The following is a 14,266-nucleotide window of genomic DNA, read 5'->3' as shown; positions in this document are numbered from 1 at the left end:
ATGGTAATTGGAATAAATAAACAGATTCCAACCGAAACTGTCGTGCTTTGTCGAAATTATCGAACAATATGTAAAAATGTGTTGAAAACATATATAAAATAATATACGATATGATTAATCACTTTTGTGAGAGTGCTTACATTTCTGAAAATTGCGTAAGCGGACATATTGATGAGGGGGTAAAATGTATGAAAAAATTATTGAATGTGAAGTTGCTAGTCGTTTTATTAGGGGTTCTTTTTATCGCTGCTTGTGGAAGCGGTAACAAAGACGGCGAATCAACAGATGGCGGTAAAGCAGTGAAACTTGATTTATCTCATTTCTTCCCACCAGCACACTTCCAAGAAGAAGAGATTCAAGGGTTAATTGAGGAGATTGATGAAGCGACAGATGGCCGGATTAAAGTGACATCGTATCCTGGTGGATCACTCGCAGCACCAGACGAGCAGTTTGATGCAGCGGCGACAGGATCAGTCGATATTTCATTAAGTGTTCACGGTTACACACCGAACCAATTCCCATTAACGTCAGTCATGGAATTACCATTTATGACGACAGATGCAGAGAGTGGTTCAAAGAATTTATGGGAGCTTTACCAAGAGTTTGACGAATTTGACCAAGAGTATGCGGGAACTGTTCCACTTTGGTTATACACGACAGACCCAGGCCAGTTATTTACAACGAAGAAACAAGTGAAATCAATTGAAGACTTAAAAGGTATGCGTATTCGTTCGCCTTCAGCTGAAACGAGCGAATGGTTACAAGCGTTAGGCGCAACACCCGTATCAATGCCGATGAACGAAAACTTCGAAGCGTTAGAGCGTGGCGTTGTTGACGGAACGATCGCACCTTGGGAAGCAATTTACACTTGGGGCCTTGACGAAGTTGTAAAATACGCAACAATCGGTAACTTCTACTCAACGACAATGTTCGTCGTCATGAACGAAGGCGAATTTAACGCACTTGGCGAAGAAGACCAAAAAGTGTTAAAAGAATTAACGAATGGGCGTATGGCAGAACAGACAGGTAAAGCATTTGACGCAATTAGTGAAAAAGCAATCGAACAAGCGAAAGAAAAAGGAATTGAGATTTACGAATTATCGGATCGCGATTTAGAAGAATGGTCTAAATTCATTAATCCAACAATCCAAAACTGGATTGACAAAGTTGAAAAACGTAACTTACCAGGTCAAGCGGTTTATGACCGTGCGGTAGAATTACGCGATAAATAGGAGTGAGACAGGATGAAAAAATTCATATCGATTGTAGATACTGTGACAGATAAAATCGTATTCATCCAACAACAATTAGCGAACTTATTACTTCTATTTATCATGGTGCTTATTTCAATGGACGTTTTAGGACGTAACTTGTTTAATAAGCCACTGCAAGGAAGCTATGAAGTGACCGAGCTCAGCTCGGCACTTCTCGTTTTCTTCGCACTTGCAGTCACGCATAAAGTGAACGATCATATTACGATTGATTTCGTCATGACGAAGTTTTCAGAGCGCGTCCAACAAATCGTTTACGGCTTTGTAGAACTCGTGATTACAATCGTTTTATTCTTTATGGCGAAGCAAGTGTATGGGAATGGAGTACGTATGATGAATAGTGGTGTGACGACGACGGATTTAGGAATTCCAATTTATCCTGCGCTTTTCATCATCACGTTTGCGATTATTGTGTTTGCTTTTGTATCCATTATGAAAATGTTAAAACATTGGGGATTGGCGGTGGAACGACATGAGTCCTGAAACAATTGGAATGATAGGAATTATATTACTGCTCGTATTATTCGTATTGCGAGTACCGATCAGTGTTTCATTAATTATCGTAGGGATCTTCGGAATTTCGATGATTCGCGGATGGGACGCTGCATTAATTCAATTAGGAACGACTCCGTTCTCAACTGCTAGTTCATATTCATTAAGCGTTATCCCGCTATTTGTTTTGATGGGGATGTTCCTCTCTTATAGTGGATTCGGAAATGACTTGTATCGCGCAGTCGACTCATGGATTGGTCATGTGCGTGGGGGTCTTGCGATTACGACAATCGGAACGAGTGCGCTCTTCTCAGCAATCTCAGGTTCAGTAAACGCAACGACAGCGACGATGGCACGTATTGCCTTGCCAGAAATGCGCAAGTACAAATATGATCCAGGTTTATCTACATCATGTGTTGCAGCGGGTGGAACATTAGGAATTTTAATTCCACCGAGTGTTATTTTAGTGCTTTACGGTATTTTAACGATGGAACCGATTGGAAAATTGTTAATTGCCGGAATCGTACCAGGATTATTACAAATGGCGCTCTTTATGATCGTCATCTATGTCATGGTTTTACGCAAACCAGAAATTGCACCAGTCACAGAAAAGAAACCGATGTCCGTAAAACTGAAATCATTAAATAGTGTCTGGCCGTTCTTATTGCTTTTTGTCATTAGTATTGGAGGAATTTACTTAGGATTCTTCACACCGACAGAAGCAGGGGGCGTAGGAGCATTTGGAGCATTCTTACTTGCTGTATTAACACGCCGTTTAAGCTGGAATGATTTCAAGCTTTCATTAAGTGAAACGACACGTTTAACAGCGATGATTTTCTTCATCTTAATCGGTGCAGATATTTTCGGTAAGTTTTTAGCACTTAGCCGAATTCCAGTGATGATCACACAATTTGTAGCGGAATCATCATTAAGTCCGATGATTATTTTAGCCGTAATTCTCGTCATCTATTTCATTTTAGGTTTATTTTTAGACGGTATTGCGATTTTCACATTAACATTACCAGTCGTTTATCCATTGATCACAATGTTAGGTTTCGACGGCATTTGGTTCGGTGTCGTAATGGTTCTCGTTATGAACATCGGATTATTAACACCGCCGCTCGGTTTAAGTGTTTACATTATTAGTGGGGTAGCGAAAGAAGTGCCGATTCATAAAATTTTCAAAGGTGTTTTGCCGATGTTGTTTGCGATGATTTTATGTATGGTACTCGTCATCATCTTCCCATCAATCGTGACATTTTTACCTGACTTAATGAAATAAATAAGAAATCAGCGATATCCGTTGATTTTTTATATAAAATCATATATGATTTTATATATGAAGAACAATCCCATTAGAAAAGGAGCAGATATCAATGCCAAAGTATGCAGAAGCTAGAAAAAAATTAAGAGGTTCAATTTGTCCTGTTATTACACCATTCAAAGAGGATGGATCATTAGATGAAGAAACATTCAAAGAACTCGTGAACTGGCAGATCGAGAGCGGGAGCCACGGAATTTCAGTTACTGGAACGAGCGGTGAGCCGAGCTCAATGACAATCGAAGAGCGTAAACGTGTGATGGATCTTGCAAAAGAAGCGATTGACGGACGTGTATTCTTCACTCCTGGAACAGGATCTACAAACTTTGACGAAGCGATGGAATTGACGAAGTATGCGGAAGAAATCGGTGCAGATGCAGCGATGGTTATCGTACCTTACTACAACAAACCAAACCAAGCAGCACTTTTCGATCACTTCAAAACAATTGCGGATGCAGTTGAAATTCCAATTATCCTTTACAATATTCCAGGACGTACAGGTGTGAACTTAGAAGTAGAAACGATGAAAGCTTTAGTTGACGCTTGCCCGAATATCATCGGTGCAAAAGAGTCAAACAAAGACTTCGAACACGTTAACCGCGTCATGTTATACTGTGGCCGTGATTTCCTACTCTATTCAGGAATCGAATTACTTTGTTACCCAATGCTCGCAATCGGTGGTGCTGGATTTATCAGTGCGACAGCGAACGTTGACCCAGTGCGTGTAGCAGATCTTTATAATAAATGGGCAGACGGCGACGTAGCAGGAGCACAAGATATGCACTACGCAATGATGCCATTGAACGACGTATTATTTAAAGATACGAACCCAGCACCAGTAAAAGCAGCTCTCGGTATGATGGGCAAAATTACACCAAAATTACGCCGTCCATTAGGATTGCCAACTGAAGAATTACAAGCAGAAGTACGCGAAGTATTAGAAAGCTTAGATTTAGTTTAATTCACATTAAATCAATGAAAAGCCTCTCATTCCGAATGCGAGGAGAGAGGCTTTTCTCATGGATAGATTTAACTTAAACTTAAAATGGAAAGGGTGGTTTCATGTCTAAAGAAGCATTGAAACACGAAAAACAACAAGACATTCAACTTTACATTAATGGGGAATTCGTAGATAGCGCAAGCGGTAAAACATTCGAAAATTTCAACCCATTCACGAATGAACAAGTGAACGTAGTAGCAGAAGGGGATAAAGCAGATATCGAACAAGCAGTTGCAGCAGCACGCGAAGCTTTCGATAATGGTCCTTGGGGAACGATGAAATTAAAAGAGCGTATGAAATACATCTACAAAATCGCTGACTTGATCGACGAAGAAGTAGAGCGTATTGCATACTTAGAATCACTCGATACAGGTCTTCCAATCAGCCAGACGACAAACATGGTAGCACGTGCTTCGGAAAACTTCCGTTTCTACGCGCGTATGGTAGAAGCTCGTCTCGTAGGCGAAGCGTACCAAGTCGATGATGAATTCATCAACTATACATTAAATACACCAGTCGGCGTAGCAGGTTTAATTACACCTTGGAACGCACCGTTCATGTTAGAAACATGGAAAGTTGCGCCAGCACTTGCGACAGGTAATACAGTCGTATTAAAGCCAGCTGAGTTCTCACCACTTTCAGCGAACTTACTCGCAGAAGTGATTGACCGTTCAGGTATTCCAGCAGGCGTATTCAACGTTGTTCACGGTTTTGGTGAAACAGCAGGTGACGCACTCGTTAAGCATCCTGACGTACAATTAATTTCATTTACAGGTGAAACGACGACAGGATCAACAATTATTAAAAACAGTGCAGACACATTAAAATCAGTATCGATGGAACTCGGGGGTAAATCACCAATTATCGTATTTGACGATGCAGATTTCGATCGCGCGTTAGACGCATGTATTTGGGGAATCTTCTCATTTAACGGTGAGCGTTGTACAGCAAACTCACGTCTCTTCTTACAAGAAGGCATTAAAGACCGTTTCGTCGAAGCATTGAAAGAGCGTGTCTTAAACATTAACTTAGGTAACCCGCTTGACTACAACACGCAAGTTGGTCCATTAATTCATAAGGAGCACTACGATAAAGTAGTGAGCTACTTACAAATCGCAAAAGAAGAAGGTTGTGAAGTATTCACATCTGAAATCTCTGAAGAGAACAAAAAAGGAAACTTCGTTGCGCCAACATTGTTGTTAAATGCGACGAACGATATGCGCGTAGCACAAGAAGAGATCTTCGGCCCAGTAATGGCTGTGATGACATTCAAAGACGAAGAAGAAGCAGTACGTCTTGCGAACGATATCGCATACGGTTTAGCAGGTTACGTTTGGACGAATGACGGCAAACGCGGACACCGCGTGGCACATGCTTTAGAAGCGGGAATGATTTGGGTGAATGCTCAAAACGTACGCGACTTACGTACACCATTTGGCGGAAGTAAAGATTCAGGTATCGGCCGCGAAGGTGGACATTACGGATTTGGCTTCTACACAGAGCAGAAGATCGTACACGTTGCCATCGGTAATCACCGAATTCCACAGTTCGGTAAATAAGATTTCATCCTCCATAATCAAGTAAATAAAACAGTTTGAACGAGTGAGTCGGACGGGACTTACTCGTTCCTTTTTTAAATTGAACATTGCGAAATTCCTTTCATTTCGCTATAATGGTAAAAGTCTGTCCCTATAGTGTAATGGATAACACGCAAGATTCCGGTTCTTGAAATCCGGGTTCGACTCCTGGTAGGGGCGTCATAAATAATGAGAAAAAGTCTAAAATGAGCACTCCTCATTTTAGACTTTTTTAGTTTCACATATTTCGCTACCTACGTTTCTATACATTTAGCAGGTTGGAGCACTTTAAAAATATCATCCAAACAAAATATTCAGAAAAGTTAATAAAAGGTGTTGACTTTCAAAAAAGCATCTTGTATAGTTGTATTTAAGCTTTTCAATTGCATAGTTTTTCCTTATCCAGAGCAGGGGAGGAATCTGGTCCTACGATCCTGCGGCAACCAGTACGAGAGTACAATGGTGCCAATTCCAGCAAGCATACGCTTGAAAGATGAGGAAGAGAACGAACGATGAATTCAGTCATTCTAACCTCTTCCTACTGGGAGAGGTTTTTCTTTATTTAAAAGAGAGACAGAAATCATCGTTTTCACTTTCTTCTAAACATAGTAAACCGATAGGAATTAACTAATATAAGAAAAGCAAAAAAGGAGAGAGTAAATATGACAACATTATACGCAAAAGAAGGCATTCAACAATTAGGACAATTAGGGAAATTAGCACAACAGCCGAATAAAGCATTCGGCGCATGGAACCAAGCAGTATTCCAAGAAGGTGCATTATCGACGAAGTTAAAAGAAATCATTGCAGTAGCGAGCGCAACGACGACAGGATGCGCATACTGTATCGATATCCATACAGGAGCAGCGAAGAAAGCGGGCGCAACGAAAGAAGAATTAGCGGAGGCAATCCTCGTAGCGAGTGCATTGAAAGCAGGAAGTGCATTTGCACATGCGGCGAACGCATTCCGTTCATACGATGGAGAAGAAGGAGACACATTGTATAAAAAAGAATACTTCAGCAAAACGAATGAATTTGGCAAACTCGCACCCGATGCATTGAAAACATTCGTCGCATTTTCGAACGAAGCAGTAGCGGAAGGTGTCCTTTCCGTAAAAGAAAAAGAATTGATTGCGGTAGCGATCGCACACATTACAGCTTGTGCTTATTGCATCGACATTCATACGAATGGTGCGAAAAAAGCAGGCGTGACGAAAGAAGAATTAGCGGAAGCAATATTCGTCGCGAGCGCTTTAAATGCAGGAAGTGCATACGCTCACAGTATCAACGCATTAAATACTTACGACGCAAAATAAACCTTATGAAGAACGAAGGGAAGGAACGGGCCTGATGAACTTCTCGCAACCGGCATTCGCACGGTGCGCCATCCCGCAAGCATCGCTTGATAGATAAGGGAGAGTGACGTTCATTCTCCACCTACAATGAGGAGGAAGAAAACATGACGAAAAAACAAATTCACTTAAACGGTTTCGCACAACATACGGTATCCCCACACGCAATTGGACTTTGGAAACATCCGGATCATCAAGGAAGCACTCACGCTTCGACAGATTACTGGGTAAAGCTTGCGCAAACATTGGAAAAAGGAAAGTTTGACGCATTGTTTTTAGCGGATGTGACAGGCGTGTACGACGTTTACGAAGGAAGCAATCGCGCAGCGCTTGAGCAAGCGGTGCAGTTCCCCGCACATGATCCATTTTTAATCATTTCGGCAATGGCTCATGCGACAGAGCGACTTGGATTCGCTTTAACTGGTTCCGCGACATACATTCCACCGTACAAATTAGCTCGCCAATATTCGACGCTCGACCATTTGACGAATGGACGCATCGGATGGAATATCGTCACTTCTTATTTAGAAAGTGAAGCGATCAACTTAGGTTTAGACGGCATGATTCCACATGATGAGCGTTACGACCGTGCAGAAGAATATTTAGATGTCGTGTACAAATTGTGGGAGAAAAGTTGGGAAGAAGGCGCACTCTTAAACGATCCAGAAGCGAATAAGTATATCGATTCGACGAAAGTGCATCCGATTAATCACGAAGGAAAATACTTTAAAGTACCCGGTGTCCATTTAGTAGAACCTTCTTTACAACGCACACCGGTATTATTCCAAGCAGGAGCGTCTGACCGAGGAACGTCATTTGCAGCAAAACATGCGGAAGGCATTTTCACGAATACGCAAAATCAAAAAAATGCGACAGCCGAATTGCGTGAATTTATCCGTCAATTAGAACCGAAACTTCAAAAATACGGCCGCACACGTCAAGATGTGAAAATTATACCAGCTGTCGTAACAGTCGTTGGAGGAACGGAAGAAGAGGCGCAGAAAAAATTCCAAGAACTTCGCAGCTATGTCGATTATGACGGGGCAGCAGCTCTTTTATCCGGTCACTCAGGCATCGACTTCTCAAAATTCGATCCAGATAGCTACGTTGAAAATATTGAAACGAATGCGATTCAAAGTCGCTTAAACAACTATACGTCGACCGATCCGAATCATAAATGGACGATTCGAGAAGCGATTCAATATCACGGTTTCTCATTAGGTTCAGAAGTGATTGTCGGTACACCGGAACAAATCGCCGCTCGTTTAGAAGAGATTTCAGTAGAAGGCGATGCGGACGGCTTCAATATTCGTCAAACGGTGAATCCGTCTACTTTAGAAGACTTTGTCGAAACGGTCGTGCCAGAATTGCAGAAGCGTGGCATTTATCGTACAGATTACGAAGGGGAAACATTGCGTGAACATTACTACGGTAAAGGGCAACAACGTTTACAAAACAATCACTACGGCCATAGCGTGCAATTAGAAAAAGAAGCACTCGTGTAAGGAGGAAGCGACATGACGACAACGACAGTAACATTACAAGAAGAACTACTTCAATTTGTCCCAATATTTCGTGAACGAGCAAAAAAAGATACTGTGTTCGGTCAATTTCCGAAAGAAAACATTCAAAACTTGATCGATGCTGGTTATACGAAGTCTCCTCTATGTACTACAGATGGAGGGCAAGGCTTAACAGCAAGTGAACTCGTTCATTACCAGCAAATTGTCGCTTCAGGAGATGGCCCGACAGCGGTCGCAATCGGTTGGCATGTGAGCACATTGTATGCGATTTTACGTGATACAACATGGCCGGAAAAGACGAAGCGATACGTGATTGAAGAAGTAAAAAAAGGGGCGCTTCTCAACTACGTCTTATCGGAAAGAGGAGCGGGTAGTCCGACGCGCAATGCTGGTCCACAAACGACAGCGAAAAAAGTAGAAGGGGGCTATCTCATTAACGGTCATAAATCGTTCGCAACATTAGCACCAGCTCTTGATCTCTTTATTATTAGTGCGAACTGTGAAGGTGAAGAAGCGCTCTTCGTCGTACCGAATTCGGAAAGCATCACAATCGATACATCTGCTTGGGATAGTGTAGCGATGAGAGGAACGGCGAGTAGCGATGTCTACTTTAAAGATGTTTTTGTGAAAGAACAGCATTTCATTAAATATGTCAATATTGCACATGCGGTGCGCAATTCACCGGCTAGTTTATTACATATTCCCGCATGTTATATCGGGATTGCGCAAGCAGCGAGAGATGAAGCGTTCGCCTTTGCTCGTGCGTACGTTCCGAGAGGACGAGCAACAGCGATCATCGATGCAGCGCATATTCAACAGAAGCTCGGAGAAATTGAATGGCGGTTAGCGACGGCGACGAGTCATCTCGCATACGGTGCGCTATTGTTTGACGAAGAACGCTCTTTTGAAGAAGCGAGACGCATTTTATCGAGTGCGAAAATTACAGCAACGCATTACGCGATTGAAGTCGTCGATCTTGCGATGCGCATCGTTGGCGCGAGTGGATTATCGGAGAAGAGTATTTTATATCGCTATTATTTAAATGTGCGAGCAGGTTTGCATAATCCGCCTTCAGATGACGAAATTTATACGTATTTAACAGAAACCGCACAGTGACGAAAAGGTAATCATTCTCTATACTAGAGGGTGATTACCTTTTTTATGCAAAAGATGATAAACTATACTAGTATATCAAGTAAGAAAAGACGTTTCTTTTCTATTGAAAGTGGGAATAGATTAGGTAGTCTTATCGATGAATGGAAGGAAGAGATGTATGCGAAAATTTTATTCAATTTCCATCTTTTTAATTAGTTTGGCGCTCGTCGCATTCGGGGTGTGGATCGTCTTTAACCCGACTGTGTCATTGCGTGTCTTTACATTATCAATCGGCATTTTGTTAATTATTCACGGAATCGTCGAGATGATTTCTTTCATCGAACAACGAAAAATATGGAACATTTCCTTTATCTTTCTCGTAAATGGATTGTTGTCGTTCGTTGTCGGTGGTATTACATTGTTCGTTCCAGATTTAGCGGAGCAAACATTCGTGTACATTTTTGCGATTTGGTTACTTTTATCGTCGCTCATTCAAATGTACGCAGCGTTCTCTTTGCGCGATGTGAGAGGATGGGGCTGGTTGCTCGCTGTAGGAATCATTATTTTCGTCTTTGCAATCGCTTCTCTCTTATCTAAAATGACAGTCGCTTTCGTCGTCAGCTTGTCATTTGGTTTGTATTTTATCGTGCAGGGTATTGGATTATTTGTCATTTGGTTACTACTTCGTCGCGTAACGCGTCGAACAATTTATCGAGATTAGAAAGGTGTGGAATGTATGAAAAAATGGTTAGGTCCTTTAATCGGGATTCTCGTCGTGTTAGGGATTGGTGCGGTTTTATTAATCTCTCCTTACAACAACCTCGTCACATTATCAGAATCCGTCGACAAACATAAAAGTGAAATCGACAATAAGTTACAACGTCGTATGGATTTAATTCCGAATTTAGTAGAAACGGTGAAAGGTTATGCTTCACATGAAACAGAAGTGATGACGAATATTGCGGACGCTCGTTCTAAAATGGCTGGCGCATCGACAACAGCTGAACAGTTAGAAGCGAACGATGAATTATCGAGTGCGCTTTCTCGTTTACTCGTCGTCGTTGAAAATTATCCAGAATTAAAAAGTGATGCACATTTTACGCAGTTAATGGATGAACTCGCAGGAACAGAAAATCGCATTAGTGTCGAACGTGGTAAATACAATGAAGCGGTTCAAGTGTACAACAATAAAGTGCAACGTTTCCCTTCGAACATTGCGGCGAAAATTTTCGGATTCGAAAAACGTCCGTACTTTGAAGCGCAAAAAGGAGCGGAACAAGCACCGACAGTCGATTTTGGAAACGGAGCTAAGTAATGATGAGACGGTGGTTCGTCATCGTCACACTGCTTACGATTTTCTTTCAAGTTCAACCTGTTCAAGCATTAAATCATCAACAATATGCCGTGCAAGATCGTAGCGGCGTACTTTCTACCGAGACGAAACAACAAGTAACGGACTATGCTTTTGCGCTTCAACAAAAAACAGGAGCGGAATTTGCGGTCATCATTCAACCGAATACGGGCGATGAACTCGTCGTTGATTATGCGCATAACACATTCCAACAGATGGGCCTCGGTCAAAAAGGGGAAGACAATGGTGTACTTTTCGTCATGACGACGGAGGAAAATCCGAACACAGGCGAAGCGAAACAATTGCGCTTTGAAGTCGGGTACGGATTGGAAGGTGCCTTACCGGATGGGAAGCTCGGGCGCATGTTGGATGAAATTGCAATCCCTTATTTACAACAAGGGGACATTGATGCAGCGATTTTACAATTGTATAAAGCGGTATACAATGAAATTATGATTGAATACGGATTAGACGGGGAGCAAGTGCTCGTCGATACATTGAATGGTGAGTATGACAGTCAGTCCTCAGACGAAGGTATCTCAATTTGGGTCATCATCGTTATCATTATTGTCGTTCTCCTCCTTTCCTCAGGTGGCAACAAAGGTGGGAAAGGACCGAGAGGACGTAGCGGTGGCGGGGGCCCGCCGATCTTCTTCCCGACAGGTTTCGGCGGAGGATCAGGGGGTAGCTCTGGCGGCGGTGGCTTCGGAGGATTTGGTGGCGGTGGTTCAAGCGGTGGAGGAGGTGCAGGTCGTTCATGGTAAAATTAACGTTATATATTAATGACAATTGCGAGCTTTGTGATGAAGCGCTCCAATCGATTGAACTCGTTCGTCAAGATGTCGATTTGTTACTCGATGTCGTATCGATTGTGAAAGATGATGAACTTCAGAAAAAATATATGTTGGAAGTTCCTGTCTTATTCATCGATGGAGAACAAAAATTTCAAGGGCATATTACGTACGGAGAACTTCTTGAAACATTGCTAGATGAATAAAATGAGACGACGAACTGTATAGGTTCGTCGTTTTTTGTTTGAGAAAATAGACAATATTTCATAAAAGTAGACGTGAAATGATTGCAACTTTAGGACGGATGAATTATAATCAAAAAGTGTAAGGCATATTTTTTTAACCTAAGTGGGACGAAAAATGTTCATAGGGACAAAATTCAACCTCTTGAGTAGGAGGGGATGAAAAATGGAAAAATTAGAAGCCCAATGGATGATGGTTCCAGAGATGAAAGCATTGCTTGAAAGTCGCTATACAATTTTGCGACATGTGCAAGCGAGTGGTCCGGTCGGGAGGCGAAAGCTTGCTGAAATCGTCGGACTACCTGAACGAGAAGTGCGTGCAGCAGTCGACTTTTTGCGCGATACGAATTTAATTCGTGTCGAAAAAGAAGGAGCGTCCATTACAACGTTAGGATTTGATTTATTGACCTCACTCGAGGCGATGATGAACGATTATATTGGACGAACGACAAAAGCTCGACGCATTGCCGAGCATTATGGCATTCGTGAAGTGCGAATTGTTGATGGAGATAGCGATCATTCCGAAAGTACAAAATTACTTATTGGAGAACAGGCAGCGCATGCACTGGAACGACTTGCTACATCTGAACAACAAATCGTAGCAATCACCGGTGGAACGAGTGTAGCGACAGTGCCACAATTTTTATCTGGTCATTCGCTCGTGCAAAATTATTTATTTATTGCAGCACGTGGTGGAATGGGAGATGCGATTCCTCTCCAAGCAAACTCTATCGTTTCAACTTTTGCCAAAAAGGGAAATGCTTCATATCGAGTCTTTTTCTACCCAGACGAATTGAGTGAAAAAGCGCATGAAGTATTGCAAAACGAAAAAGAAGCGAAAGAGATGATGGCACTTTACGAAAAGACAGACATCGTCATTCATGGAATAGGTGTCGCAGAGAAATTAGTAAAGTGGCGCAACAGTTCTGACCAAGTAAAAGAGAAAATTAAACAACTCGAGGCGAAAAGTGAAGCGTTCGGTTATTATTTTGATGCGAATGGAGATGTTGTACATCGCATTCGAACGGTAGGTATTCAACTAGAGCATTTAAAAGAAGTACCGAATATATTTGCATTAGCAGGTGGCAAAAAGAAAGCAGAAGCCATTCTTTCTTATTTAAATATTGCACCGCCCCAAACCGTACTCATTACGGATGAAGGTGCTGCGAATGAAATGATGAAGCAAATTCAATTTAAATAAATGACAAACAACCTACATGGAGGGATTTTATTATGACAGTAAAATTAGCAATTAACGGATTTGGACGTATCGGACGATTAGTATTACGTGAAGTAGTAGAGCGCGACGACATCGAAGTTGTAGCGGTGAACGATCTAACAGACGCAAACATGCTTGCACATCTTTTAAAATATGACTCAGTACATGGGACATTCCAAGGTGAAGTAGAAGCGAAAGATGGCGCATTCCTCGTAAATGGCAAAGAAATTAAAGTATTCGCTGAAAAAGATCCAGCAAACTTACCATGGAAAGATCTCGGTGTAGACATTGTTGTTGAATCAACAGGCGTATTCCGCGATGCAGAAGGACTTCAAAAACATATTACAGCAGGTGCAAAACGTGTCATCCTTTCAGCACCAGCAAAAGGTGATGTGCCGACATTTGTTATGGGTGTTAACCATACAGAATACAACCCAGAAACAGATGTTGCTGTATCGAACGCATCATGTACGACAAACTGTTTAGCACCAGTAGCGAAAGTATTGAATGATGAATATTCAATCGAACGTGGTTTAATGACGACGATTCACTCTTATACAAACGACCAACGTATTCTTGACTTGCCACATTCAGACTACCGTCGTGCACGTGCAGCAGCAGTTTCGATGATTCCGACAACAACGGGAGCGGCAGCAGCGGTATCGAAAGTTATTCCTGAATTAAAAGGAAAATTAGACGGTATGGCAGTGCGTGTCCCAACGTCAAACGTTTCAATGGTTGACCTCGTTGTCGAATTAAAAGAAAAAGTAACAGAAGAACAAGTGAACACATTGTTAAAAGAAGCAGCAGAAGGCCCATTAAAAGGCATTTTAGCTTATAGCGATTTACCACTCGTTTCAGTGGACTACAACGGTGTGAAAGTATCTTCAACAGTTGACGGTTTATCAACGAAAGTATTAAACGACAACATGGTGAAAATCATCGCATGGTATGACAACGAAACGGGTTATGCTACACGTTGTGTCGATTTAGCACTTTACATGCAAGAACGTGGATTATAAACCGATAATC

Annotated in this window: 14 protein-coding genes, 1 tRNA gene and 2 riboswitches; all 15 genes read left to right on the top strand. The window is 41.9% G+C overall.

Features of this window, described 5'->3' with window-relative positions:
* Nucleotides 1-188 precede the first annotated feature (188 nt).
* The 15 genes from IRY55_RS07580 to gap all read left to right on the top strand — a co-directional run bounded on the left by IRY55_RS07580 (nt 189) and on the right by gap (nt 14,256).
* Nucleotides 189-1,232, top strand: a complete 1,044-nt coding sequence (locus IRY55_RS07580; protein ID WP_194562706.1) for a TRAP transporter substrate-binding protein — start codon at nt 189-191, stop codon at nt 1,230-1,232.
* A 12-nt stretch (nt 1,233-1,244) separates the two neighbouring features.
* Nucleotides 1,245-1,754 carry a TRAP transporter small permease gene (locus IRY55_RS07575; RefSeq protein WP_194562705.1) on the top strand — a complete coding sequence of 170 codons (510 nt, stop codon included), beginning with the start codon at nt 1,245-1,247 and terminating at the stop codon, nt 1,752-1,754.
* Nucleotides 1,744-3,045: a TRAP transporter large permease gene (locus IRY55_RS07570; protein WP_194562704.1), complete on the top strand. Its 1,302-nt coding sequence runs from the start codon at nt 1,744-1,746 to the stop codon at nt 3,043-3,045. Before IRY55_RS07575 ends, IRY55_RS07570 begins: the two co-directional genes overlap by 11 nt.
* Nucleotides 3,046-3,139: 94 nt before the next feature.
* A complete protein-coding gene (hpaI, locus tag IRY55_RS07565; RefSeq protein ID WP_194562703.1) occupies nt 3,140-4,045 on the top strand; it encodes a 2,4-dihydroxyhept-2-ene-1,7-dioic acid aldolase in 906 nt (301 codons plus the stop codon).
* Nucleotides 4,046-4,146: 101 nt separating this feature from the next.
* Nucleotides 4,147-5,643 carry a 5-carboxymethyl-2-hydroxymuconate semialdehyde dehydrogenase gene (hpaE, locus tag IRY55_RS07560; protein ID WP_194562702.1) on the top strand — a complete coding sequence of 499 codons (1,497 nt, stop codon included), beginning with the start codon at nt 4,147-4,149 and terminating at the stop codon, nt 5,641-5,643.
* A gap of 126 nt (nt 5,644-5,769) precedes the next feature.
* Nucleotides 5,770-5,841, top strand: a tRNA-Arg gene (locus tag IRY55_RS07555).
* A 215-nt stretch (nt 5,842-6,056) separates the two neighbouring features.
* Nucleotides 6,057-6,161, top strand: a riboswitch (SAM riboswitch).
* A 162-nt stretch (nt 6,162-6,323) separates the two neighbouring features.
* Entirely contained in the window at nt 6,324-6,977 is a 654-nt protein-coding gene (locus IRY55_RS07550; protein WP_194562701.1) for a carboxymuconolactone decarboxylase family protein, read from the top strand.
* Nucleotides 6,978-7,077, top strand: a riboswitch (SAM riboswitch). It begins immediately after the preceding gene.
* A gap of 43 nt (nt 7,078-7,120) precedes the next feature.
* On the top strand, nt 7,121-8,518 hold the full coding sequence (locus IRY55_RS07545; RefSeq protein WP_194562700.1) for an LLM class flavin-dependent oxidoreductase: 1,398 nt from the start codon (nt 7,121-7,123) through the stop codon (nt 8,516-8,518).
* 12 nt (nt 8,519-8,530) lie between these two features.
* Nucleotides 8,531-9,652: an acyl-CoA dehydrogenase family protein gene (locus IRY55_RS07540; protein WP_194562699.1), complete on the top strand. Its 1,122-nt coding sequence runs from the start codon at nt 8,531-8,533 to the stop codon at nt 9,650-9,652.
* Nucleotides 9,653-9,809: 157 nt separating this feature from the next.
* Entirely contained in the window at nt 9,810-10,352 is a 543-nt protein-coding gene (locus IRY55_RS07535; protein ID WP_194562698.1) for an HdeD family acid-resistance protein, read from the top strand.
* A 15-nt stretch (nt 10,353-10,367) separates the two neighbouring features.
* The gene (locus tag IRY55_RS07530; RefSeq protein WP_194562697.1) at nt 10,368-10,946 is read left to right on the top strand and encodes a LemA family protein; all 579 of its coding nucleotides are present in this window, start codon (nt 10,368-10,370) and stop codon (nt 10,944-10,946) included.
* A complete protein-coding gene (locus tag IRY55_RS07525; protein WP_194562696.1) occupies nt 10,946-11,746 on the top strand; it encodes a TPM domain-containing protein in 801 nt (266 codons plus the stop codon). The genes IRY55_RS07530 and IRY55_RS07525 overlap by 1 nt, the downstream gene beginning before the upstream one ends.
* A complete protein-coding gene (locus IRY55_RS07520; protein WP_194562695.1) occupies nt 11,740-11,979 on the top strand; it encodes a glutaredoxin family protein in 240 nt (79 codons plus the stop codon). The genes IRY55_RS07525 and IRY55_RS07520 overlap by 7 nt, the downstream gene beginning before the upstream one ends.
* Before the next feature lie 202 nt (nt 11,980-12,181).
* Nucleotides 12,182-13,216, top strand: coding sequence for a sugar-binding transcriptional regulator (locus IRY55_RS07515; protein WP_194562694.1), 1,035 nt, complete (start codon nt 12,182-12,184; stop codon nt 13,214-13,216).
* A gap of 32 nt (nt 13,217-13,248) precedes the next feature.
* Nucleotides 13,249-14,256, top strand: coding sequence for a type I glyceraldehyde-3-phosphate dehydrogenase (gene gap, locus IRY55_RS07510; protein ID WP_194562693.1), 1,008 nt, complete (start codon nt 13,249-13,251; stop codon nt 14,254-14,256).
* Nucleotides 14,257-14,266: the final 10 nt, after the last annotated feature.

This window comes from Savagea serpentis (genome assembly GCF_015351395.1).
Lineage (GTDB): Bacteria > Bacillota > Bacilli > Bacillales_A > Planococcaceae > Savagea > Savagea serpentis.
This window is presented reverse-complemented; position numbering and strand designations above follow the sequence as displayed.

What these genes read in the sequence shown, in the direction of transcription:
- IRY55_RS07570 (WP_194562704.1), top strand. Translation starts at nt 1,744, where the DNA reads ATGAGTCCTGAAACAATTGGAATGATAGGAATTATATTACTGCTCGTA.
- gap (WP_194562693.1), top strand. Translation starts at nt 13,249, where the DNA reads ATGACAGTAAAATTAGCAATTAACGGATTTGGACGTATCGGACGATTA.
- IRY55_RS07520 (WP_194562695.1), top strand. Translation starts at nt 11,740, where the DNA reads ATGGTAAAATTAACGTTATATATTAATGACAATTGCGAGCTTTGTGAT.
- IRY55_RS07575 (WP_194562705.1), top strand. Translation starts at nt 1,245, where the DNA reads ATGAAAAAATTCATATCGATTGTAGATACTGTGACAGATAAAATCGTA.
- hpaI (WP_194562703.1), top strand. Translation starts at nt 3,140, where the DNA reads ATGCCAAAGTATGCAGAAGCTAGAAAAAAATTAAGAGGTTCAATTTGT.
- IRY55_RS07545 (WP_194562700.1), top strand. Translation starts at nt 7,121, where the DNA reads ATGACGAAAAAACAAATTCACTTAAACGGTTTCGCACAACATACGGTA.
- IRY55_RS07550 (WP_194562701.1), top strand. Translation starts at nt 6,324, where the DNA reads ATGACAACATTATACGCAAAAGAAGGCATTCAACAATTAGGACAATTA.
- IRY55_RS07530 (WP_194562697.1), top strand. Translation starts at nt 10,368, where the DNA reads ATGAAAAAATGGTTAGGTCCTTTAATCGGGATTCTCGTCGTGTTAGGG.
- IRY55_RS07515 (WP_194562694.1), top strand. Translation starts at nt 12,182, where the DNA reads ATGGAAAAATTAGAAGCCCAATGGATGATGGTTCCAGAGATGAAAGCA.
- hpaE (WP_194562702.1), top strand. Translation starts at nt 4,147, where the DNA reads ATGTCTAAAGAAGCATTGAAACACGAAAAACAACAAGACATTCAACTT.
- IRY55_RS07525 (WP_194562696.1), top strand. Translation starts at nt 10,946, where the DNA reads ATGATGAGACGGTGGTTCGTCATCGTCACACTGCTTACGATTTTCTTT.
- IRY55_RS07540 (WP_194562699.1), top strand. Translation starts at nt 8,531, where the DNA reads ATGACGACAACGACAGTAACATTACAAGAAGAACTACTTCAATTTGTC.
- IRY55_RS07535 (WP_194562698.1), top strand. Translation starts at nt 9,810, where the DNA reads ATGCGAAAATTTTATTCAATTTCCATCTTTTTAATTAGTTTGGCGCTC.
- IRY55_RS07580 (WP_194562706.1), top strand. Translation starts at nt 189, where the DNA reads ATGAAAAAATTATTGAATGTGAAGTTGCTAGTCGTTTTATTAGGGGTT.